Below are 21945 nucleotides of genomic sequence, written 5' to 3'. Positions count from 1 at the left end.
GCGGTGCGCGTCAAGATAGTTGTCGCCTTGGTCTCGTAATCGCCCCCCTATCCGGTTTGCTTCAATGTGCTGACCGCGACGCTGCTGTCGCGCTCTGGGTTGAGGGTAACGGCGCCGATCGGGGTCCAATTGCGGGTCGGCCCGCTCCAGCGGCGGGGATTGGCCTCGCGGGCCTGCTGGTACAGCGCGTGGCGGGCGGCCAGGATGGGCCGGTCCTCGGTGGCATGGCGCTGGGCCGGGGTGACGTAGCGGATGCCGCTGTGACGGTGTTCGTGGTTGTACCAGCGCACGAAGGCGGCCGCCCAGTGCCGTGCCTCGGCGAGATCGGCAAAGCCCGCGGTGGGGAAGTCGGGGCGGTACTTGGCGGTGCGGAACAGCGCCTCGGCATAGGCATTATCGTCGCTGACCCTGGGCCGCGAGTGCGATGGCGCGATCCCGAGCCAGTGCAGCATGGCCAGCACGGTGGTGCCCTTGACGCTCGAGCCATTGTCGCCGTGCAGCACCGGACGGTGCGCACGGGCATGGATGTCCTCGGCCAGCGCGGTGCGGCGGACCAGATGCGCGGCGTGCTCGGCCTGGTCAGTCTCATGGACCTCATGGCCGACGATCTTGCGGCTGAACAGGTCGAGGATCAGGAACAGGTAGAACCAGCGCCCCTGCACCTGGGCCCGCAGGAAGGTCACATCCCAACACCAGACCTGCCCTGGAGCGGTGGCCACATGCGTGCTGGGCGGCCCTGCTGTCCGCGGCGGGCGAGCCCGGCCGCGGCGTTGCATCTGGCCATGGTCACGCAGCACGCGATGGAAGCTGGCCTCGCTGGCGACATAGACGCCCTCGTCGGCCAGCACCGGGACGATCCGGGCCGGCGGCGTGCTGGCGAAGCGTGGCTGATTGGCCAACTCTACGATCTGCGCCCGCTCCACCTCGCTCAGGGCCTGCGAGGGCCTGGGCCGGATGGCGTCGGGCCGGCGGTCGGCCCGGACCTGACCGTTCTCGCCACGCCAGCGCTGAAAGGTCCGCAGGTCGATGCCGGCCAAGGCACAGGCTGGGGCGAGCCGGGCGCCGGCGGCGCTGGCCGCCGTGATCTCGGCCATCAGGGTCTGGCGGTCCTCCAGGCGGGTCATTCGTCCTCGCCGTCGCGGAAGACCGCATCCAGTTTTTTTCGCAGCACCAGCAAGGCGGCCGTCTCAGCCAAAGCCTTGTCCTTGCGGTGCAACTCGCGCTCGAGCTCCCGGACCCGTCGCCGGTCCTGCCGCGCCTCGACGGCACTCGCCGCCCGCGGCTCGCCGAGGCCGGCAATGGCATCATGCTTCCAGGCCTCCAGCTCGGCGGGGTAGAGGCCTTGCTCGCGGCACCAGGTGCTGCGGGCGGCCTCATCCATCGTCGCCGTGGTGATCACCGCCTCCAGCCGTGCCGCCGGCGTCCAGCGCTGGTTGTTCGTCAGCTCACCGGGTGCGGCCAGCGCCTGGGCCCGCCAGCGTTCCAAGGTTGCAACGCTGACCCCAACCTCTCGGGACACCACATCAATGGCCGCGCTCTCCGGCGGTAGCAGCCGCGCCACGATGCGGTCCCTGAAGGCTTGTCCGTCTCTCGCCATTCTCGATCACCCGCGCCCCCTCATTGCGCGATCCTATCCAGGCGACAACTGCTCTGACACAGGGGGCTGGCGCGGCGGCCCGTCCGGCACCCGGTCGGTAATGGAGAAGCTCACCCCGGTGAAGCCCATGTTGAGCGCCACTAGGAGGGAGACCAGGGCGAAGACCGCGGTCAGCCCCTCCCCGCGCACATGCACCGCCAGCAGCGTGCCGAGCACCACGCCCACCAGCATGGCCGGCCAGATGGAACGCAGCAGCGGCACGTCCATCGCCCCTTTGGCATAGTGCTTGCGTGCAGACTGTATGGACGTGGGCACGATGGTGGCCAGCGAGGTCGCCACCGCCACCTTCATCTGCACCGCCTCCGGCACGCCGAAAAGGGGGAAGATGTTGAACAGGAGCGGCACGATGACGATGCCCCCGCCCACCCCCAGCAGCCCGGCCAGCGTGCCCGACACCAAGCCTGTCGCCGCCATGGCAGCCGCCAGCCCCGCGAGCCAGTAGGGGTCCTGCAGGTGTTGCATGGAGGCACAGGCTCCTCGGAGGGTGGGCTCGTCCTATACAGGGGGCGTCCCATCTCGTCACGGTGCCCCTCCCATCGGCGTTGACGGGGTGGTGCGGCTCGGCCACCGGCACGCCTGGGGCACGCGTGCGCCTTGATCGCTGTCCCCGGCACCCCCTCGGGCCGCGCCGGGCCGAAGCGCTGCTTCTCGGCCCGGTGCAAGCTCGCCGCCGTCACCCGCCTGCTGCGCGGCGAACCGCCCGAGACCCTGGCCCGCGAGCTCAACGTTACCGTCGTTCGCCTGAGCGAGTGGCGCGCCTGCGCCCTGGTTGTCGCGCGACTTCCAGGACTAGGTCCGCTTCCTGAGCATCGAGATTTCGCTGTCCTCCGTCCGCGAGCCGGAGGGGATGGCGAGCTCGGGCATCATCAATGCAGCTTGGCCCAGCCACTTCGTTCCGGATAGACGCCGACATTTTGAAAATGCCCGCTGCAGGGTTTCCGTTTGCGCCCTCAGCGACAGCACGGCCATGATTCGGCCCGGGCAGACCGGCGAGCATGACGGCAGGAACCATCAGCGGCATTCCGCACACCGCTGCGTAACGGTGGGGAGCGGCAGGAAACGCTAGCTTGTACCCACGTTATCGAAGTTTCGGACTAGTGTGCGGACGCATGCTTGCAGGCAACGCAAACCGTGGCGGTAACCGATGCCAATCGCCGCAGTATCCCAGAAAGGTTGACGATGCGTTTTGTCTCCACCCGGGCGCATGGCGTCATCGACTACGTTTACGGGCTTGTGCTGATCGCCGCCCCCTATGTGCTGGGCTTCTCGGGCGGCGGCGCGGCACAGTGGGTTTCCTGGCTTGTCGGCTTCACCGTCATCGGCTTGGCTCTGCTCACGCGGTTCGAGGCAGGGTTGATCCGCGTGGTTCCGGTATCGGCTCACCTGGCGATTGACGTGGTCGGTGGCTTGTTGCTCGCTGCCTCGCCATGGCTATTCGGGTTCGTGGACCAAGTCTGGCTGCCTCATGTGATATTTGGTTTGTTGGAAGCCGGACTGGCCTTGGTGACGGAGACAACGGCCGACGAGGACAAGTTGGCCTCGGGCACCGCTTGACTGCATCGGAAGATGGGCGGCCGAAGGCAAAGCCGCCGCCCTGTGCGGCGATAAGGGCGATGGCTGCGAAGCACGAAACAGGGTCGGGGTGACATCCGCAGCGAGCCAGTTCCACCACGGCGAATATCGCGCTGCTGCAATAGTGCTCCCGTTGCTTTTGCCAGGAACGCGGCATTTTCATGCGCGTTGACGAATGTATGGCTCCGATCCAGGTCCGGCTAGCAAGCAGCCGTCGTCCCTTACCTACTTCTCGGCAGAGCTGCTTTCACAGCTGCACGAACCAGCTGTGAACCACGAAAACCCGAGCGGCACGCGTCCCCCGAACCACACCCTGCAACCTGAAGCGCCCGGCGGCTTCGGTGAAATCGCCCAGACTGCCCTCAAGGCGATGGAGGTCGGCGTCTATACCGTCGACCACCGGGGCGCGTGCAGCTTCGTCAACGAGGCTGCCCTGTCCGTCCTCGGCTACGGCACTGCCGATGAGGTCCTGGGCCGCAACATGCATGACCTCATCCATCACACCCGTGCTGATGGAACCTCCTATCCCCAATCCGAATGTCCCCTGCTGGATTCTATCACCAGCGGCCGTGCCGTGCGGCTTGCCAATGAGATGCTCTGGCGGAAGGACGGCACATTCTTCGTGGCCGAATACTCGTCCGCCCCGATCCGGCGCGACGGTCACGTAGTCGGCAGCGTTGTCACCTTCCGTGACCAAGCGGAACGCGCTGATGTCGAGGCGCGGCTTGCGGTTCAGTATTCCGTGGGCCGAGTGCTGGCCGGCGACGACAGCCCGGAAGAGGCGCTGCCCAAGATCCTGCAGGCCATCGGAACGGGTCTCGGCTGGAACATGGGCGTCTTCTGGATCACCGAGGAAGCGGGCGGTAGCCTTATGCCAGCCGCAACCTGGCGTGCACCGGGCGTGCAGGCGCCCGCTCTCGAACGGCAGGCGCTGACGCTGCGGTTTCGGTACGGCGAGGGCATGCCTGGGCGGGTTTGGGCCAATGGGGCACCTGAGCTGGTCCCCGACCTCGCCCAGGAGGCCACCATCCCTCGGCGCGCCGCTGCGGCCCAGGATGGTTTCCGCTCGGCGATTGGAGTGCCGGTCAAGGCCGGCACGACGACGCTGGGTGTTCTTGAATTCCTGGACCGCGAGCCGATCCGTCTCGAGGACGACCTTCGCAACGCCCTGGCCAGCCTCGGCCAACAGATCGGCCAGTTCATCCGGCGCCGGCATGCCGAGCGCGCCCTGCGCGAGCGGGAGGAGCATTTCCGCTTCATGGCGGATTCCATCCCGCAACTGGTCTGGACGGCCGCGCCGAACGGCGCCCTCGACTATGTCAATGCCCGCTGGATCGGGTATTGCGGCCTGCCTTCCACGGAGGCGCTGGACAGCCGCTGGGAAGCTGTTGTCCATCCCGATGACCTGGCGGGGATGGCCGAGGCTTGGCGGACCGCCCTTTCCGCCGGCGAGACCTACACGGTTGAGGCCCGCATCCGGGGACAAGACGGCCATTATCGCTGGTTCCTGAATCGCGCCGTGCCATTGCGGGATGCCGCAGGCCGCATCCTGCGTTGGTTCGGCAGTTCGACTGACATTGAGGATGCCAGGCGGGCGGAGCGGGAGATCCGCCGAAGCGAGGAGCGCTTCCGTTCACTGGTCGGCGCGACCTCAGCCATCGTCTGGACGACCCCGGCCTCCGGCGAGATGACCGGGGAACAGCCGAGCTGGGCCGCCTTCACGGGGCAGACACCCCAGGACTATCAGGGCCTCGGCTGGCTTGATGCCGTCCATCCGGGGGACCGGGCCCATACCGTGGCGGCTTGGCGGAACGCGCTACGGCACCATGAAATATACGAGGCCGAGCATCGCGTGCGCCGCGACGACGGCGAATGGCACCACATGCTGGCGCGTGCCGTTCCCATCCTGACAATGGACGGATCCATCCGCGAGTGGGTCGGCCTCCATATGGATGTCACGGAGATGCGCCGTACCGAACGCGCCCTCCGCGAGAGCCAGGAGCGGCTCCAGGCCGCTCTGCTGGCGTCTCGCACGGGCACCTTCCGCTGGGATATCCGCGACAACCTGTTCGAGATGGATGAAGGGTTCTCCCGTCTGGTCGGACTGCCCTCGGGACGGCCGGGCAGTATCGAAAGCGCGGTCACCGCCTTCGTCCATCCGGAGGACCGGGACAGGATCGCGGCGGAGGTGGCGCGCATCCTCACCGAAGGCGGTGAGGTGGATATCGAGTACCGGGTGATCCGCGCTGATGACAGGGCGGTGCGGTGGATCTCCGGCAAGGGCAGGACCACCAGCGGCCCCGATGGCCGGCCGCAACACATGATCGGTGCGGCTGTCGATATCACGGAGCGGCGGCGTTTCGAGGAGGAGCTCGTCTCGGCGAAGGAAGCAGCCGAGGAGGCGAACCGCGCGAAAAGCCAATTTATCGCCAATATGAGTCATGAGCTGCGCACGCCGCTTTCGGCCGTCATCGGCTACACCGAATTGCTCGAGGAGGAGGTCGAGGATCTCCGGGCCGAGGGTGCCGAAAATCTGCTCGACGACATCCGCAAGATCCGCAGCAATGCCCGCCACCTGCTCGACCTCATCAGCGACGTGCTTGATCTCTCGAAGGTCGAGGCCGGCAAGATGGATGTCCAGGTCGAGGATTTCGATGCGAACGCGCTGGTGTCCGAGGTGGCGGATACGGTGCAGGCGCTCCTGGCTCGCAACGCGAACCAATTCGCCCTCGACCTCGCGCCTGAGGGCCTGGGCCAGATGTATTCAGATCCGGTGAAGCTCCGACAGTGCCTGTTCAACCTACTGAGTAACGCCGCCAAATTCACCGAACGTGGCGAGGTCGTTCTCTCGGCACGCCGGCTGCCGGGCGAAGGCGGCGCGGACAGGCTGGAATTCCGAGTGCGCGACACCGGCATCGGGATGACCGAGGAGCAGTTGCAGAAGCTGTTCCAGCGCTTCAGCCAAGCCGACAGCTCGACCACCCGTCGCTTCGGCGGCACCGGGCTCGGGCTCGCCCTGACCAAGGCCCTCGCCCATCTGATGGGCGGCGACATCGATGTCGAGAGCGTCGCCGGCCAGGGGACGACCTTCACCATCCGGCTCCCGGCCGATCTGCGGATCGAGACCAGCTCCGGGCCTGGACCCTTCGATCAGGCCGTGCCGGAGGAAGGCGATGGCCCGGAGGTTCTGGTCATTGATGACGATGCCCCGACCCGGGACCTCCTCTCCCGCTTCCTCATGCGGGAGGGCTTCCGGGTGCGCACCGCCGTGGATGGCGAGACAGGGCTCCAGGCGGCGCGGGCGACACGACCGGCGGCCATCCTGCTCGATGTGATGATGCCACGCATGGATGGTTGGGCGGTGCTCTCGGCGCTCAAGGCCGATCCTGAATTCGCCGATGTGCCGGTGATCATGGTGAGCTTCGTGCAGGAGAAGAACCTGGCTTTCTCGCTCGGTGCCGCGGATTATTTGCCCAAGCCGGTCGACTGGCAGCGCCTGAAGCGCCTCGTCGAACCCTATCGCTCGATGGACCCGCTCGGCCAGGCGCTGGTGGTGGAGCACGATCCTGGCACCCGCGACGAGCTTCGCCGGATGCTGGAGCCGGAGGGCTGGTCGGTGGTCGAGGCGGAAAGCGGGGAGGACGGGCTCCGGTGCCTGGCGGGGACGACGCCACAGGTGATCCTGCTGGACCTGCAGGCGCCCGAGCCCGGTGGTCTCACCTTTCTCCGGGAGCTGCGACGCCACCCGGAATGGTGCTCCATCCCGGTGGTCGCGGTTGCCGATCGTGAGCTGACCTCGGCCGAGCAGGAGCGCCTGCGCGGGCAGGTCCAGCGCATCGTGCAGGCGGAGGACGGCGTTCCGGAAGAACTGGCGTTGGAGCTGCGGCGGGTCGCTGCCGGCCGGGCGGGCTCCCCTGCCCCGAAGCCTCAGCCGCGCGATCGAAAAGGAGATGGCAATGGCTAAGCTGCTGCTGGTCGAGGACCATGAGGAGATCTGGGATTTCCTGTCGCGCCGCCTTCGGCGACGGGGCTTCGAGGTCGTGGTCGCAACGGATGGGCAGCAGGGCGTCGAGAAGACACGCTCGGAACAGCCCGATCTGGTGCTGCTCGACATGAACCTGCCGGTCATGGATGGCTGGACTGCCGCACGGGCCTTGAAGGCCGATCCCGAGACGGCACGGATCCCGATCATCGCACTTACCGCCCATGCCCTGACCGGCGATCGGGACAAGGCGCTCGGCGCGGGCTGCGACGACTATCACGCGAAGCCGGTGGATTTCTCCGGGCTTGTCGCGCAGATCGACAGCGCGCTGAAGCTCCGCGCCGGCGCCGACCCGGCCGCCTCGTCCTGAGGGGGAATGCGATGAAGGTATCCGAGGTGATGAGCCGCGACGTCGAATTCATCGACGAAGAGGCAACGGTGGCGGATGCGGCGGTTATGATGGGCGAGCTTGAGGTGGGCGCGCTGCCTGTCGGCACGGCGGAGAGGCTCCAGGGCATCGTCACCGACCGCGATATCCTCTACCGGGTTGTCGCCAAGGGGCTGGATTCCGCCGCGGTGCGGATACGGGAGGTGATGACGCGCCCCGTCATCGGCTGCGGGGAGGACGAGCCGGTCCAGGCTGTCATGGATCTGATGGCCTCGCATCACATCCGCCGCATGCCCGTGCGGAATGCAGCAGGGGTGGTGGCTGGCTGGATCACCTTGGCCGATCTGTCGCGCCGACTGTTGCTGGACAGCGGAACCCTGCAGGCCTCGTTGCGCGAGGTCACCGAGGCGCCGGCCTGATCCGGGCATCAACGCCGGTAGCGGCGGTTCAGGCTGTTCGTGACCTCCGCGGGCAGTCCGAGCCGGGCGGCGAGATACTCCAGATAGGCCTGGTTCACCCGGCTGTGCTGGTCGAGCGTCAGCAGTGACGCAGCATAGGCATACGCGCTGAGATGGGTCTCCTGCACCTGCCGCAGCAGATGGGCGAGCGGTCTCGGCTGTCGCAGCGCCTCTGGCAGCAGACGCCGCTCGGCCTCCTCCCCGCCCGTCGCGGTGATTGCCTCTAGGATGCGGCCCTGCTCATCTCGGTCGATTCCTCCATCGGCTTCGGCAGCCGCGACCATGATATGCACCAGGAGTTCCCGTCCGGCAGCATCCAGGCTGCGGAGATTCAAGGTCAGCGGGAACAGTGTCTGGTGACGGTTCTGAAGCCAGGCATGCAGGGCCTTCTGGCTGAGCGCCTCCTCGATGATCCGCTGCGGCGGCGGACCCGACCGGCGACGGCGGCCTGACGGTGCGGGTGGCGCCTCGCGGAGTTCCGCCTCGGCCGCCTCGCCGAGCGCTTGCTGCTGGAGCGCATGCGACTGGCCATCCCGGTTCCGGGCGAATGTGAGCAACCGGCTCAGAACCTGCTGCGCGCCTGCCATTTGCGGCACCCCTTTCGTGTCGACGGCCTTGCGCGTCGCTCCCAGCACCTTGCGCGTCGCTCCCAGCAACGGCATGCCTGAAGCCACGTTCCCTCAGGCCGCACGGAACCCGAAGGGGCTGAACAGGTTGCTGCACCTGCCTGGCGGGCATCGGGCTTCCCCCGCCCGCCGGCACAACGGCCAGCCGGCCCAGGCTGTGCCGTCCCGCCTCAGCTTCCGTGCCATCGGGCGGTCCGATGGTTCCGCAGTGCCGCCGAAGGAATTACCCGCCATGATCCCGTCCTGCAACGGGCACTCCCCGGGCGGGCAGCCGCGATGACTCTCGACCAGGCACTCGCCTTTGGCATCATCGGCGTCACCATCCTGCTCTTCATTTGGGGGCGGCTGTCCTATGAATTGGTGGCACTTTCCGCGCTGCTGGCAGGGGTCGTCACCGGCATCATCCCGGCGGACAAGGCGTTCGAAGGCTTTGCCGACGACGTGGTGGTGATCGTCGCCGCGGCGCTGCTGGTCAGTGCGGCAGTGTCACGCTCCGGCGCAGTCGAGACGGCCATGCGCCCCGTCCTGCCCTATCTCCGCTCTGCCCGGACCCAGGTGCCCGCGCTGGTGGCAGCCGTGATGGTGTCCTCGATCTTCACCAAGAATATCGGGGCGCTCGCCATCTTCATGCCGGTTGCGCTGCAACTTGCGCGGCGTACCGGCTCCTCACCTTCCAGCCTGCTGATGCCGATGGCCTTCGCCTCCTTGACCGGCGGCCTGATCACCATGATTGGAACCTCACCGAACATCCTCGTTTCCAGGGTGCGCGAGGAGGTCACCGGACAGCCCTTCGGCATGTTCGATTACACGCCGGTCGGGCTTGGGATTTGTGCATTCGCGCTGGCCTTCCTGGCCTTTGGCTGGCGCCTGCTGCCACATGGCCGCAAGAGTGCGGCTTCCATGGATGCAGCCTTCACCATGGATGACTACACGGCGGAGGCTCGGGTTCCGCCGGACTCGCCCCAGATCGGCAGGACCGTGGCGGAGCTGGAAGCGCTCGGCGAAGGGCGCGTCACCGTGACGACGATCATCCGCGAGCGGTTCCGCCGCTACGCGCCGACGCCGCAGTGGAAATTGCAGGCCGAAGACGTCCTGCTGCTGGAAGGCGAGCCGGAGGATCTGGAACGAATCCTCGCTCGGGCGCGGCTCCGGCTGGCTGGCGAGAGGGATCCCGGCGCAAACGGCCCAGCGGAGGAGGTGAGCGTCATCGAGGGCGTAGTCACCGGCGATTCCTCGCTGATAGGCCGCTCGATCGCGCAATCGGCCCTGCGCGACCGCTTCGGCGTCAGCCTGCTCGCCGTCAGCCGCAGCGGGCAGCGTATCAGCCAGCGGCTGAAGGCCGTACGCTTCCGTGCTGGCGACGTCCTGATCCTGAAAGGTGCGGGCAACGACCTTCCGGAAACGCTGGGCACTCTGGGCGTGCTGCCGTTGACCGAGCGCGATATCGCGCTCGGTCAACGGCGTCGGAGCTATGTGCCGGTCGCCGTGCTGGCCGTCGCCATGGCAGCCGTGGCCTTTCACCTGGCCCCGGTGGGCATCGTTTTCTTCGCCGCATCGGTTGTCCTGCTGCTGCTTCGCTCCTTGAGCATGCGGGAGGCCTATGACGCCATCGAGTGGCCGGTGCTGATCCTGCTTGGCGCGCTGATTCCGGTGAGCGAGGCAATCCGCACGACTGGCGGCAGCGACTTGATCGCGGGCTGGCTTTCCGGCATGGTGCAGGCCTTACCGCCAATCGGCGCACTGGCCTTGATGATGATCTTGGCCATGGCAGTGACGCCCTTCCTCAACAATGCCGCGACCGTGCTGATGCTGGGACCGATCGCCGCAAGCCTGGCGCAGCGCCTCGGCCTCAACCCGGACCCGTTCTTGATGGCGGTGGCGATAGGTGCAGCCTGCGACTTCCTGACGCCCATCGGCCACCAGTGCAACACGCTGGTCATGGGGCCTGGCGGCTACCGCTTCGGTGACTACTGGAGGCTGGGTCTCCCCCTGTCCATTGTTGTTATTCTAGTCGGCATACCGCTCATTGCGGTTGTCTGGCCAACCGGGGGTGGCTGATTTAGTTCTGCCAGCGCTCGCGTCAAACATGACGACGTGAAGTGAGGGTTAGGAGCCGGTCCCGGTAACCGCATTTCGCGGCTGACACGGCTGGGAACGACGAAGCGCCACACGTGGCGTGTGCGCCGCTGCTGTGTGTCAGGCGATGACCTTGGTGCATGGGTCGCCCGGTTGGGCATCCTCGGGTAGGCTGGCGTGAGGGCCAACCCTCGATGGCTAATGAGGCGCCCGCCATGCCGTACAAGGTTAATGCCGACCGCCGGAACCGCATCCCGAAGCAGCGGCACCGGGTGACGAACTGGGCCTCCTACAAGGCTGGTCTGCGCGCCCGTGGCAGCCTCACCGTGTGGTCCACGGCGGAGGCAATCGCGGCGTGGCGGGCTGAGCCTCGCACTGGCCGTGGTGGTCAGCCCCGCCGCTTTGTTGCAGCGGTCGGCGGCTTGGGCCGCTTCGGGTAGGATAAGGCCGGGGCGTGTCCCCCTTTACCCTTCAGGGGTCGGCCTCTTGCCTTTCAAAACGAACGGCGCTCGGCGCCACCATATTCCCAAGCAGAAGCACCGGGTCACCAACTGGGCCGAGTACGATGCTGGCCTGCGCGCCCGCGGCAGCCTCACCGTCTGGTTCACGCCGGAGGCGATCGAGGCCTGGAAGGCCGAGCCACGCACCGGCCGGGGCGGGCAGCCCACCTACTCCGCGTTGGCAATCGCCACCGCCCTGACCCTGCGGGCTGTGTTCCGCCTGGCGCTGCGCCAAACCGAAGGCCTGATTGGCTCCATTCTGCAGTTGCTTGGCCTCGACCTTGCCGTGCCGGACCACTCGACCCTCAGCCGCCGGGGCGAGACGCTCGAGGTGATGCGGCCGCGCTGCAGGCGTGAGCCGGTGCACCTGTTGGTCGACAGCACCGGACTACGGCTGTGCGGTCCCGGCAGCTGGCTGGAGGAGAAGCATGGCAGCAAGCGGCGCCGAGCCTGGAAGATGCTGCACCTCGCCACCGATGCCGACACGGGCCAGATCGTCGCCTCGGTGCTGACCGACAGGGATGCTGACGACGGCTCGCAAGTCGGCCCCTTGCTCGACCGGGTTGATGGTTCGGTGGCGGCCTTCATCGGCGATGGTGCCTACGACCGGGACGATGTCTATGCCGCGGTCGCGGCGCGACACCCCGATGCGGCTGTCGTCGTCCCGCCGCGCGCGAGTGCGGTGCCGAGCGCCACGGTCGAAACCGCGCCGACGCAGCGGGATGCGCACTTGCAATGTATTGCCGAGCGCGGCCGCATGGGCTGGCAGCGCGCATCGGGCTATAACTGGCGCGCCCTGGTAGAGGCCGACGTCTCCCGGTGGAAACGCGTCATCGGCGACGGGCTTCGCTTGCGAACGGATGGGCGACAGGCGACCGAGGTGGCCATCGCCGTCAACTTGCTGAACCGAATGCTCGAGCTTGGACGGCCCGAATACGTCCGCGTCGCTTGATCGCAAGCGCGGGCAGGGACGAATGCGTCCAGGCCCCTGACCCATGCAACACGCTGCATCGCGGTCGAGGCTGCCGAGCGGGTCCGGCAGGTCGAGTCTGGAAAGGAGTGCGCCAAGGGCAGCTACTCTGTCTACCGAATCGCTGAGCAGTCTTCAGGCCGTTGCGCGACAAGCCTTAGCTATTAACGGCGTCGTGCCGGCCTCCGTTCGCCCAAGACTGCCAGTCAGCCCATTCTCTAGACCGAACGTCTACTTCGCTGCCTTCCCTCGAACGAGCGCGCCGCTTTTGTGCGGCACTTGTGAGCGAGGACGCCGTGCTCGCTTCGTCGGAGCCGGCGCGGCCCCTCCGGCGAGCGCCGCCCCGGCACCATTCTCGCGGTGGCCACGTTCGGGTGCCGCCTGGTCTGAGGACTGCTGCGCCGCTTCTCCCGCAGCGCGGAGCACCAGAGTGCCACCCTGTGCCAGTGCGTCGAAGTATTCACCGACAAAGCGCCGCTGCAGCTCTACTGCCGGGCCCGGCTCTGCGCGATCCAGTAGCGCTTCGGCAAAGAGCTTGTTGGTCGCCATCACGCCACTGAAAAGCCGTGACGCAGCCCGCTGCGCCTCCTGCACTTGCGCGCCGACTGTGCCGGAACTAGGCGCGGCAGTCATCAGCTGGCGCATATTGGCAGCGGCTTCCTCCACCAGGCCGGCGAGGTCGTGCTTGATCTTATCCATGTTCCACTCTGCGTGTTTACCGTGGCGCCAGACGTTGTCGTCACGATTGGAGGACAGGCTGGGCTCTCCCGGGCTCGGCGTGCGGCGCCGGCGCACCGGGTGGTCGAGGGCAACATGAAAACGGCTGGGGCACCTATGGCGCCCCAGCCGCTCCCTTTTAGGCTCCGGACCCTTGCGAGTCCCGCGCCGGTGTCACTCCGCTGCGGTCTGGACGGGCCGCTGGCCCTGGTCAGCCTGGCGGATCTTCTCCTCGAGCGGACGCAGCGTCTCATCGGCGGTGCGACGCGTTGCACGAACCAGCGTGGCGCTGTTGCGCAACAGGGTGTCCGTGTACTCGCGCATGAAGCGCTGCTGCAGCTCCATGATCGGCGCCGGGTTGGCGAGGCGGAACAGCTCCTGCGCCGCGCGCAGATTTGTCTGCACCACGCCCTCAATAAGTCCTGCCACCCCCTGCTGCAGGTCCCGCAACCCGCCTTCGGCGGCGTTGGGCAGCGCCATCAACTGGCGCACGTTCTCAGTCGTACCCCGGGCCGCCTCGGCCACCTTGCGGCTGACCTCCTCAAAGCGCTGCGCCGCGTCCTGGGAGATCTGGCGCTGGGCGTCGACCATCGCCTGCGTGCTCCGGCGCGCTGTGTCGTTCGCTAGTTCGGCGCCGCGGCGGGCGGACTCAGCTCCAGCGTTGGTGCCGTGGCGCGCCACATCAGCGCCGACCTCAGCATTCTGGCGCAGCGCCTCACCCGTGGCGTGGCCGCCTTGCTGGACGGCATCGGCAGCGCGGCGAATCGCCGCATCAGTGACAGCAGCTGCACGTGCGTCCTGCGGCTTGTTGATGTCGACCATGTGAATTCTCCACCCAATATACTTGCGAAACATCGAAGAATGGTGCGCCGCACAACCGCGTTGTGAGCCAGTATACGTCCTGGCGCAAGAGACAGTTTGCGGTCGGGAACGTAGGAATTATTTCAGATTGCGGTGTTTTATTTGGATGAACGCGCGAGTTTTCTCTCCCACTGCTCATTGATTTGGGTTTCAGGATGAACACACGGATTATCTAGTTCATATTTAGAACGGTTCTCTTTTCACCTGTTTGACTGCCCTGCTGGTCGCCGCTACGCCGCCAGCTTCGTCATCGATGCCATTGGTTTCGGTGGCTTATCCCCGCCGTCCCGAATTGATTGTCCCTGATGGGCTCGTCGCGGCCAAACATCATAGGAACACAGCATTGAAGCTTGTAGCAGCAGCCAAGACCCTTCTCGGGAGCCGGACGGTGCTGGCCTGCGGAGCGGCCGTCGCCGCCCTCGGCGCACTTGCCCTGGTGAACCGCACCGCTGCGCGCCGGGCGGAGTGCGAACATCCACCCAGGGGTACGTTCCTCGATGTGGACGGCGTCCGACTGCACTATACCGACCGGGGCGTCGGGCAACCGATCGTCCTTATCCACGGCAACGTGGTGTCTGGCGACGACTACGACACCAGCGGCGTCGTCGAGCGCCTGCTGGAAACTCACCGGGTCATAATTTTTGACCGCCCCGGCTTCGGCCACAGCGAGCGCCCACGCCGCCGCATCTGGACGGCGACGCAACAGGCCGAACTGCTCCACAAAGCGCTCAAGTAGTCGGGGATCAGGCGCCTGATTGTGGTTGGCCACTCCTGGGGCTCGATCGTGGCGCTTTCGCTGGCAGTGCGGCACCAGGCTGACACGGCAGGCCTCGTACTGCTCTCCGGCTACTACTTCTGGACTCTGCGACCGGACGTGCTGCTGGTCACCACAGGGGCGATCCCGCTGCTGGGGGACATTCTGCGCCACACGGTCTCGCCGTGGTTGGGGCGGCTCCTGATGCCCTTGCAGAAGCGCGCCATGTTCTCTCCTGCCCCAGTCCCAAACCGGTTCCGGCGCGAGTACTCGGACGAGATGGCGCTGCGGCCGTCCCAGATCCGCGCAACCTCGCTCGATGGCATACTGATGATTCCCGGCGCGCTGGGTTTGCGCCGGCACTATGCCGACCTCCAAATGCCCGTTCTCATTCTGGCAGGCGACGGCGACAAAATCGTCTGGAAACGCAGTGCTGAGCGCCTGCACGCCGCCATACCAGGCAGCGTCCTGCGGATTGTCGAGGGAGCAGGGCACATGGTCCACCACTCCGCGCCGGAGCAAGTCGTCGAGGCTATTCAGGTGATTGCCGGGATGTCCGCCAAGGTGCCCGCCGAAGCACCTCCAGTAGCCCCTGTGCCGTTCCGAGTAGTTTCTGAGGGTCCGGCCCAAGCAGCGTAGCAGCGCCACCGTCCGAGGTGTGTGACGGACTGGTCCCAATGCGGCGAGGTCCGCCGAGGTGCGGCGGGCGCTGGAGGACACGCGCCCGCATTTGCTCTACTTTTCCAGTACGTAGGTGCCCGGCGCGTCCGCGATCGGTGGGTGCGCGGCGCAGCCCATCGGCGGCGGCTTGTTCTTCTCACCCGAGCGCGCCGCGAGCCAGGCCGTCCAATCCGTCCACCAGCTGCCGTCGTGCTTCGTGGCCGCCTTGCGCCACTCCTCCGGCGTTGCCGCTTGGGTCTCGTTGGTCCGGTAGGCTCCCTTGCCGCCCGGCGGATTGATGATGCCAGCGATGTGACCAGAGGAGGCGAGCACGTAACGTACCTTGCCCCCGAAGAGCTGCGTGATGCGCCAAGCGGCGTCCCAAGGGACGATGTGGTCCTTCTCCGCGCCGACCGCATAGGTGTCGAGCGCGACAAGCCCGAGGTCGATCGGCTCGCCCTTCAGCTCGATCTTACCTGGCACGATCAGGTTGTTCTCCTTGTAGGTGTTCCGCAGGTACCAAGCATGCGCGGCGCGGCACATGCGGGTGCCGTCGCTGTTCCAATAAAGCAAATCGAACGCAGGCGGCTTCTCTCCCATGAGATAGTTGTTCACCACGTTCGCCCAGATCAGGTCGTTTGAACGCAGCAGATTAAACATGTTGGACATCTCTCGACTGTCCAGATAGCCACGCTCCATCATCTGCTGCTCGACCATGTCCATGGCCGGTTCGTCCATGAAAACGGCGGTGTCGCCCACGCGCGAGAAGTCCTGCAGCGAGACCATGAAGGTCGCCGCGTTGAACCGCTTGTCCCCTTTCCGGGCCAGCCAGGCGAGGGTCATGGCGAGCAGCGTGCCGCCGATGCAGTAGCCCATCACGTTGATGGATTCGGTGCCGGTGATCTCGCGCACGACGTCGCTCGCCTCCAACGGGCCGAGGTCCATGTAGTCCTCAAAGCTTGTTTCCTCCATGGAAGCGTCGGGGTTCTTCCAGGACACCATGAACACGGTGAAGCCTTGCGAGACGAGGTGCTGCACCATGCTGTTCTTCGGTTGCATATCGAGGATGTAGAACTTGTTGATCCAGGGCGGCATAAGCAGCAGCGGCGTCCGGTGCGCCGTCTCAGTCGTCGGCTCGTACTGGATCAGCTCAAGCAGGCGGTTGCGGTGAACCACCTTGCCCGGTGACAGGGCGAGGTTGCGCCCCGGCGCAAAGGCGGTGGCGTCCACCATGCTGAGCCGCCCTTCCTTCAGGTCGGCCGCCAAATTGCGCGCGCCATTAGCAAGGCTGGCGCCGCCGGTCTCCATCGCACGGCGCAGCGCCGCCGGGTTCGAGGCCAGTAGCAATGTAGGGCTCATGGCATCCACGAACTGGCGGAGGTGGAAGCTGAGCCGTCGGCGCTCCGCCTCATCCATGCCCTCTGTTTGCTCGGCACCTTGCTTCAGCAGCCAATCGGAGGCGAGGAGGTAAGCCTCCCTCAGCGTGCGGTATGCCGGGTTGGCGTGCCACTCCGGCGCGGCGAACCGCTTATCACCGCCGCCGGTAGGAGCGCCGCTGCCCGCCGACGCACCATCCCACCATTGCCGGCTTGCATCGTTCCAAGTTTCCACAGCCGAGCGCAACAAGCTCGCGTTCAAATCCACTACGGCCATCACCGCGTCGGGCCGGTTTAGGGAGCGCAGCCACACGGTGCGGAGCGCTCTGACGACCTCCGCCCAGTCCACGGGCACAACATCGCGCAGCGGATTAGCGTTCCACATCTGGTCCACGGATCGTAGGAAGGGGTCCCTGGTCAGCATACCGCCAAGCTGCGCCACCCCGCCGGCGAGTGCGCTGCCACCGAGCTGGTCGATCGTCATCTGCCACCACGGCTTGGCGTGGCTGGCCCAGTCCCAGCCCGTCGATTTCGACATCGCTTCCACCCAGGATGTCCAGACGCCGAGCATCGCGTCGGGGCCGGGCGGAGAACCTCCGCTGCCTTGGCCCAAATTCCCGTTTCCGCCATTCTCGCCGATGTCTTGGCCCGCCATGGTGTTCCCTCCTTTTGGGCGCTCCCGTCCGCACCCGGTGTCGCGCTCGGTCCGACCTCGTGGCCCCGCTTCACCGTGGCGCTTGCAATCCGACATGCGGCTCAACCGCGACGTCAAATAAGATTCCTGAACGCCTCAGGGCTGGCCGGGTTGGAGACTGTGTGCAAATGCACTGCAATAGTCACGCGGGCGCGGAGCGGAACGCTCCCACGCCGCCAACAAAGCACAGCCGTCGCCTCGGGGTTGTTCACCGCCAGGCATTGGGACGCAACGGGATCGATGCCGACTCGCGGACGCAGAGGAGGGGGCGCTGAGCTTGGACCGCGTTGCACGGCCTCACGCCGGCCACAACTCCGCCCGCTCATAGATGCTGGTGAACTGTTCTGGCTCGGTCATCGAGCGCCCAATCGCCATGATGAGCGCGACCGCAGCGTCGATCTTCTGCTCCGGCCGCGCCTTGGTGGGGTAGAGGTTGCCCCGGCGATCAGGCTTGCCGACCACATTGCCGATGCACCATTCCAGCACCGGGTTGCCGTCATGCTGAAGGCGGCCCGAGCGCATGGCAGCGTCGAGCTCGATGATCGCCGGCGAGAAGTTCGCCGTGGTCGAGCGGAACTCCACCATCTCAATCCATCAGCACCGACGATGGCGAAAGTTGGAGCACGCAGGTGCTGGACTCACCCTGGCAATACACGCGTACGATCATAGCGAGAGGCAGGGGCGATGGCCGCATATTTCTGACGAATGGAGATGGCCCACCCGGCTCGACCGGGCGCCTGTTGCTGAGCGATGATCACGGCGTCACTTGGCGCGATGCCAATCTACCTGGCACCTTAAATAGTACGCCTTGGTGCCTGGCGATGAACCCGACTGACCCCTCTCTAATTTTTTGTTGCTCGAACCTCGGCCAAATTTTCCGTAACGAGGATGGTGGTGATCACTGGGTGAAGCTCAAGCGCGAATTGGGCGAGGTCCGCTGTGCCGTCTGGCAGCCACGTGCGACAGAGTAGCCGGGCGAAGGTAATCGGACTGGCGAACGGTGGTTCAGACACCGTGAACTGCATCAAGCAAGCTGCGGAGTTCGGCATCACTCAGCGCGGTCAGCGCCTCGCGGGCCTGCTGTTCCAGATTCCCGACGTGCAGGCGGTCGGGTTGGAGGCGGCACAGGGGCTAGTGCTGTCCGAAGCCTTTTATTGCGACCTGAACGATGGCACGCGGGCCTTTGCTTCCCGCTTCGCGCCGCGCCTGTCCAATCGCAAGCCGAGCATGCTGCAAGCCGGGTGCTATTCCGCAACCATTCATTACCTGAAGGCAGTGGCCAGCATCGGTGTGGACAGGGCAAAGGCTGCTGGCCGCGCAGCGACGGACCGAATGAAGGAGCTTCCCGCGAGGATATCGCTTACGGCCGCAGCACCGTGCGGCGGGATGGGCGGGTGACTCACCCGATGTACCTGTTCCAGGTGAAGTCCCCGGCGGAGAGCAAAGAGCCCTGGGATTGCTACCAGCTGCTCCGCACTGTTCCGCCCGAGCAGGCTTTCCGTCCGATCGATCAAGGTGGCTGTACGCTCTGATCGCTTTGGCGGGTTTGCAGCTCAACCTCACGTCTTACCGAACGCTGCCCTGTGACACGCCGACCGGCGCCGCTGTCCGCCCGCCGTCAATGACGTACTGAGCGCCGGTGATGTTGCTGGCGAGATCGGAGCAAAGGAACAGAACCAAGTTCGCCACCTCCTCTGCCGTGCCATAGCGCCGAAGCGGGATCGAAGCCGCATACCGCTCCTCGACGCCCTCCGGATTGTTCGGCGATACCTGCTTGGCGATGTCCTGCACCATGCGCGTCGCGATCGGACCCGGGCAGATTGCATTCACGCGGACACCGAGCGCGCCGACCTCGCCTGCCGCCACTTTGGTCAACCCGATAACCGCATGCTTGGAGGCCACATAGGCTGGCATCCCCGCCGTTCCAACCAAGCCAGCGATTGAGGCCGTGTTCACCACCGCCCCACGCTGCTGCCGGATCATAACCGGCAAAACGTGCCGCAGCCCGAGGAACACGCCCTTGACGTTCACACCCATCACCGCGTCGAAGGTCGCTTCATCGTACTCGGCCGTCGGTGCGACCCGTCCCTCAATGCCGGCGTTGTTGTGAAAACAATCGATCGTGCCGAACGCGTCGAGCGTCGCCTCGACGTACCCTTGCACATCGGCGGAGCATGTCACGTCCGCCTGACGGAAGATTGCTGCCTTCCCAATCTCGGCCGCCACCGCCGCGCCCGCCTCGGCATCACGGTCAACGACAACCACCCTCGCCCCGTGTCGTGCAAAACCCAGCGAAACGGCTCGGCCGATCCCATTGGCGCCGCCAGTCACGACGGCGACTTTGTCGCTGAAATCCATGACGTTTTCCTCCCTCTCGCACCCATTTTCGGTGCAAAGGCATGTTTGCCGCCTAGGTATCAGAATACAAGACGCGGGCCGTTTTGTAACAGCTTCGAATGGAGATACGGTCACCGCCGCCCCGATGATGCCGATTAGGGCGACGGCTCTTGCGCAGTCGAAATGCCGCTTCACTTTCCGCCGCAGCAAAGCGAATGGTCACCCACACCGGCGCGGCTGATGCCAGCCAACCAGCCGCTTCCGCCGTGCATCATGCGGGGGTTCGGGTCTTAAGGCCTGTCACAGCTTGAATGCTATTCCCATATTCGACGCATGGCTGATGGGAACGGGTGCGGGGTCTTCACTGATGCGGCGTGGGCAGTTTGGGAGCCGCTGATCGAGGAGGTCCGGCCGCAGGGAAAGACGCCACCGAAGGAGCTGCGGCGTACCATCTCGGCGATCTTCTGGCGGCACCAGAATGGCGCCAAGTGGCGCAGTGTCCCGGCAGAGCTTGGCCCGTGGTGGCTGGTCGCACAGTTGTTCATCCGCTGGGCCAAGCAGGGCGTCTGGGAGCGCCTGCTGGACCTGGTGCAGCAGCGCGGGATCGCGCTTGGCATGACCTTCATCGATGGCACCAACATCCGCGCCCACCAGAAAGCGGCGGGGGCAAAAAAGGGGGATGCAATAGCTAGGAGCGAGATGTGCGCGAGGCGCTTGGCCGCTCTCGTGGCGGCTACGGCACCAAGGCCTGCGTGATTGCCGATGGCCGTGGCCGGGCAGTGGCCTTCGCCCTGGCACCGGGCCAGGCGCATGAACTGCCCATGGCGCCGGGGCTGCTGGACTGTCTGCCAGACGTGCCCGGCTGGGTGGTCGGCGACCGTGGTTTTGCGTCCGACGCCTTCCGCGAACGTATCTGGGCCATGGGCGCGCGGCCTGCGATCCCGCCCCGGCGCACCGACGCGCCGGTGGCTTGCCCGGACTGGATCTACGCCAACCGGCATCTGGTCGAGAACCTCTGGGCACGACTGAAAGAGTGGCGCGCTGTTGCCACTCGCTACGAGAAAACCGCACGCTCCTTCCTCGGTGTGCTCTGCCTCGCAGCCACCGCGGATTGGATCAAAGCCATCAAGCTCTAACAGGCCTTAGGACCCGACAAATCGGGTCCTGCACGGAGATCCGAGAGTGACCCAGCTCAGCAAAACCCAGACCGATGTTCTGGCACAGGCCGCACAGCCCCCAGACGGCATCGCAACTCTACCAGTCGCCTTACCGCCAGCACCTCGCAGCGCCGTTGCGAAGGAATTGGTGAAGGCCGGCCTGCTACAGGCAATAGGGGATGCCGCGGGCCGGTGCGCCAACCTCCTCTGGAAGCTGGACAGCCAGGCGGTAGAACTGCGAATCACCGCAGCGGGCCGCAACGCCTTGGCCGCGGAGAGTGGCACCTGCGCTGCTAGCATACCTACTGGTTTCCGCAGCGATGGGCTGGCGGCGTTTGTGCCAGTTGCACTGAATGATGGGGCCCCAGCCGCTGATGGCCCCCCTATGGGCCAGCATGGAGCATCTCACCGCCCCTGCCTGCGTGACGCCGCCCGTCGCGTCTTTATCGGCTGGGGCGACTGGGCTGGCGAGCGCGCCGGCCTCGCCGACGCCGTCGTCGCCCTTCGCGTTATCTTGGTGAAGCCCGCACCATTGCCCCGCACTGCCGGTTCCCGCAAGTCGCGCGAGGGCACCAAGCAGCAGCAGGTGCTCGCCATGCTGCGCCGGCCGGAGGGCGCCACCGTCGCCCAGATAGCGGAGGTCACTGGATGGCAGGCCCATACGGTGAGGGGCTTCTTCGCCGGACTGAAGCGGCGTCAAGGCATTGCGGTCGAAGCTGCCGAGCGGGTCCGGCAGGTCGGCCCCGGCAAGGAGAGCGCCAAGGGCAGCTACACCGTGTACCGCATCGCCGAGGCGAGTTGATTGGGCCGGCGCTGCAGGGAGCCGGCTAAGAGCGTATCTCGGTAGGCAGCTTCCCGCCTGATCACTATCTGCCAGGGATGGCGAGAAGGGCTGATCTGAAGACCAAGAGGCGGCGTGTCCGGGATGACGGCTGGCGCCTGCCGGACGCGCTCTGGGCCAAGATGGAGCGGCTGCTGCCGCCGCGGCCGAAGCACCCGTTGGGCTGCCACAACCCGCGGGTGCCTGACCGGGCGGCGATGGACGCCATCTTCTTCATTTTGCGGACGGGGTGCCAGTGGAACGCGCTCCGCGAGACAACGATCTGCTCGTCCTCCTCAGCCCATCGACGCTTTCAGGAGTGGACCCGGGCCGGGGTGTT

Annotated in this window: 17 protein-coding genes and 2 pseudogenes; 11 read left to right on the top strand and 8 right to left on the bottom strand. The window is 66.1% G+C overall.

The genetic code is table 11. From position 1 onward, the window contains the following. Nucleotides 1-47: 47 nt before the first annotated feature. A pseudogene (locus BLR02_RS26040) lies at nt 48-1597 on the bottom strand (IS3 family transposase). Nucleotides 1598-1630: 33 nt separating this feature from the next. Beyond that, on the bottom strand, nt 1631-2119 hold the full coding sequence (locus tag BLR02_RS26035; protein WP_090665207.1) for a sulfite exporter TauE/SafE family protein: 489 nt from the start codon (nt 2117-2119) through the stop codon (nt 1631-1633). A gap of 651 nt (nt 2120-2770) precedes the next feature. Between BLR02_RS26035 and BLR02_RS26030 the strand changes: the two genes are divergently transcribed. The 4 genes from BLR02_RS26030 to BLR02_RS26015 all read left to right on the top strand — a co-directional run bounded on the left by BLR02_RS26030 (nt 2771) and on the right by BLR02_RS26015 (nt 8018). Further along, nucleotides 2771-3211 carry an SPW repeat domain-containing protein gene (locus BLR02_RS26030; protein WP_218128078.1) on the top strand — a complete coding sequence of 147 codons (441 nt, stop codon included), beginning with the start codon at nt 2771-2773 and terminating at the stop codon, nt 3209-3211. Between the two features lie 286 nt (nt 3212-3497). Further along, the gene (locus BLR02_RS26025) at nt 3498-7193 is read left to right on the top strand and encodes a PAS domain S-box protein (RefSeq protein WP_176849838.1); all 3696 of its coding nucleotides are present in this window, start codon (nt 3498-3500) and stop codon (nt 7191-7193) included. Continuing rightward, on the top strand, nt 7186-7581 hold the full coding sequence (locus BLR02_RS26020; RefSeq protein WP_043343849.1) for a response regulator: 396 nt from the start codon (nt 7186-7188) through the stop codon (nt 7579-7581). Before BLR02_RS26025 ends, BLR02_RS26020 begins: the two co-directional genes overlap by 8 nt. A gap of 11 nt (nt 7582-7592) precedes the next feature. Further along, the gene (locus BLR02_RS26015) at nt 7593-8018 is read left to right on the top strand and encodes a CBS domain-containing protein (RefSeq protein ID WP_090665204.1); all 426 of its coding nucleotides are present in this window, start codon (nt 7593-7595) and stop codon (nt 8016-8018) included. Between the two features lie 8 nt (nt 8019-8026). Here BLR02_RS26015 and BLR02_RS26010 read toward each other — a convergent pair whose 3' ends face one another. After that, a complete protein-coding gene (locus BLR02_RS26010) occupies nt 8027-8713 on the bottom strand; it encodes a DUF533 domain-containing protein (protein ID WP_176849837.1) in 687 nt (228 codons plus the stop codon). A gap of 246 nt (nt 8714-8959) precedes the next feature. On the opposite strand from BLR02_RS26010, the gene BLR02_RS26005 reads away from it, so the two are divergent. Both BLR02_RS26005 and BLR02_RS25995 read left to right on the top strand, forming a co-directional pair. After that, nucleotides 8960-10741 carry an SLC13 family permease gene (locus BLR02_RS26005; protein ID WP_090665202.1) on the top strand — a complete coding sequence of 594 codons (1782 nt, stop codon included), beginning with the start codon at nt 8960-8962 and terminating at the stop codon, nt 10739-10741. Nucleotides 10742-11245: 504 nt separating this feature from the next. Then, complete coding sequence (locus tag BLR02_RS25995; protein WP_090665201.1) at nt 11246-12211, top strand: IS5 family transposase; 966 nt, start codon at nt 11246-11248, stop codon at nt 12209-12211. A gap of 249 nt (nt 12212-12460) precedes the next feature. Here BLR02_RS25995 and BLR02_RS28995 read toward each other — a convergent pair whose 3' ends face one another. Together BLR02_RS28995 and BLR02_RS25990 are read right to left on the bottom strand one after the other, a co-directional pair. Further along, nucleotides 12461-12928: a hypothetical protein gene (locus tag BLR02_RS28995; protein ID WP_143018317.1), complete on the bottom strand. Its 468-nt coding sequence runs from the start codon at nt 12926-12928 to the stop codon at nt 12461-12463. 192 nt (nt 12929-13120) lie between these two features. Then, nucleotides 13121-13768, bottom strand: a complete 648-nt coding sequence (locus BLR02_RS25990) for a phasin family protein (RefSeq protein WP_176849836.1) — start codon at nt 13766-13768, stop codon at nt 13121-13123. Between the two features lie 292 nt (nt 13769-14060). Here BLR02_RS25990 and BLR02_RS31020 point away from each other — a divergent pair. Then, nucleotides 14061-15200: pseudogene (locus BLR02_RS31020) on the top strand (alpha/beta fold hydrolase). A 96-nt stretch (nt 15201-15296) separates the two neighbouring features. On the opposite strand, the gene BLR02_RS25980 reads toward BLR02_RS31020, so the two are convergent. Beyond that, nucleotides 15297-17252 carry a PHA/PHB synthase family protein gene (locus BLR02_RS25980; protein WP_090665199.1) on the bottom strand — a complete coding sequence of 652 codons (1956 nt, stop codon included), beginning with the start codon at nt 17250-17252 and terminating at the stop codon, nt 15297-15299. Between the two features lie 336 nt (nt 17253-17588). Next, complete coding sequence (locus BLR02_RS25975) at nt 17589-17873, bottom strand: terminase TerL endonuclease subunit (protein WP_245704964.1); 285 nt, start codon at nt 17871-17873, stop codon at nt 17589-17591. Nucleotides 17874-18305: 432 nt separating this feature from the next. Here BLR02_RS25975 and BLR02_RS25970 point away from each other — a divergent pair, with 432 nt between their 5' ends. Continuing rightward, nucleotides 18306-18689: an ABC transporter substrate-binding protein gene (locus BLR02_RS25970; protein ID WP_245704963.1), complete on the top strand. Its 384-nt coding sequence runs from the start codon at nt 18306-18308 to the stop codon at nt 18687-18689. A gap of 168 nt (nt 18690-18857) precedes the next feature. On the opposite strand, the gene BLR02_RS25965 is transcribed toward BLR02_RS25970, so the two are convergent. Next, complete coding sequence (locus BLR02_RS25965; RefSeq protein ID WP_090665197.1) at nt 18858-19649, bottom strand: SDR family NAD(P)-dependent oxidoreductase; 792 nt, start codon at nt 19647-19649, stop codon at nt 18858-18860. Nucleotides 19650-19961: 312 nt separating this feature from the next. On the opposite strand from BLR02_RS25965, the gene BLR02_RS25960 reads away from it, so the two are divergent. From BLR02_RS25960 to BLR02_RS25950, 3 genes are all read left to right on the top strand, one after another. Then, a protein-coding gene (locus BLR02_RS25960) for an IS5 family transposase (RefSeq protein WP_090665196.1) occupies nt 19962-20764 on the top strand; the annotation gives its coding sequence in 2 pieces (ribosomal slippage) (nt 19962-20318 and nt 20321-20764; 801 coding nt in all). Between the two features lie 406 nt (nt 20765-21170). Beyond that, nucleotides 21171-21587: a DUF3489 domain-containing protein gene (locus BLR02_RS25955; RefSeq protein WP_090665195.1), complete on the top strand. Its 417-nt coding sequence runs from the start codon at nt 21171-21173 to the stop codon at nt 21585-21587. Between the two features lie 161 nt (nt 21588-21748). Then, nucleotides 21749-21945 (top strand): transposase (locus tag BLR02_RS25950; RefSeq protein ID WP_245704966.1); only part of this gene is annotated, 197 nt, incomplete at its 3' end.

Origin of the sequence: Belnapia rosea (genome assembly GCF_900101615.1) — a bacterium.
Taxonomy (GTDB): Bacteria; Pseudomonadota; Alphaproteobacteria; order Acetobacterales; family Acetobacteraceae; genus Belnapia; species Belnapia rosea.
This window is presented reverse-complemented; position numbering and strand designations above follow the sequence as displayed.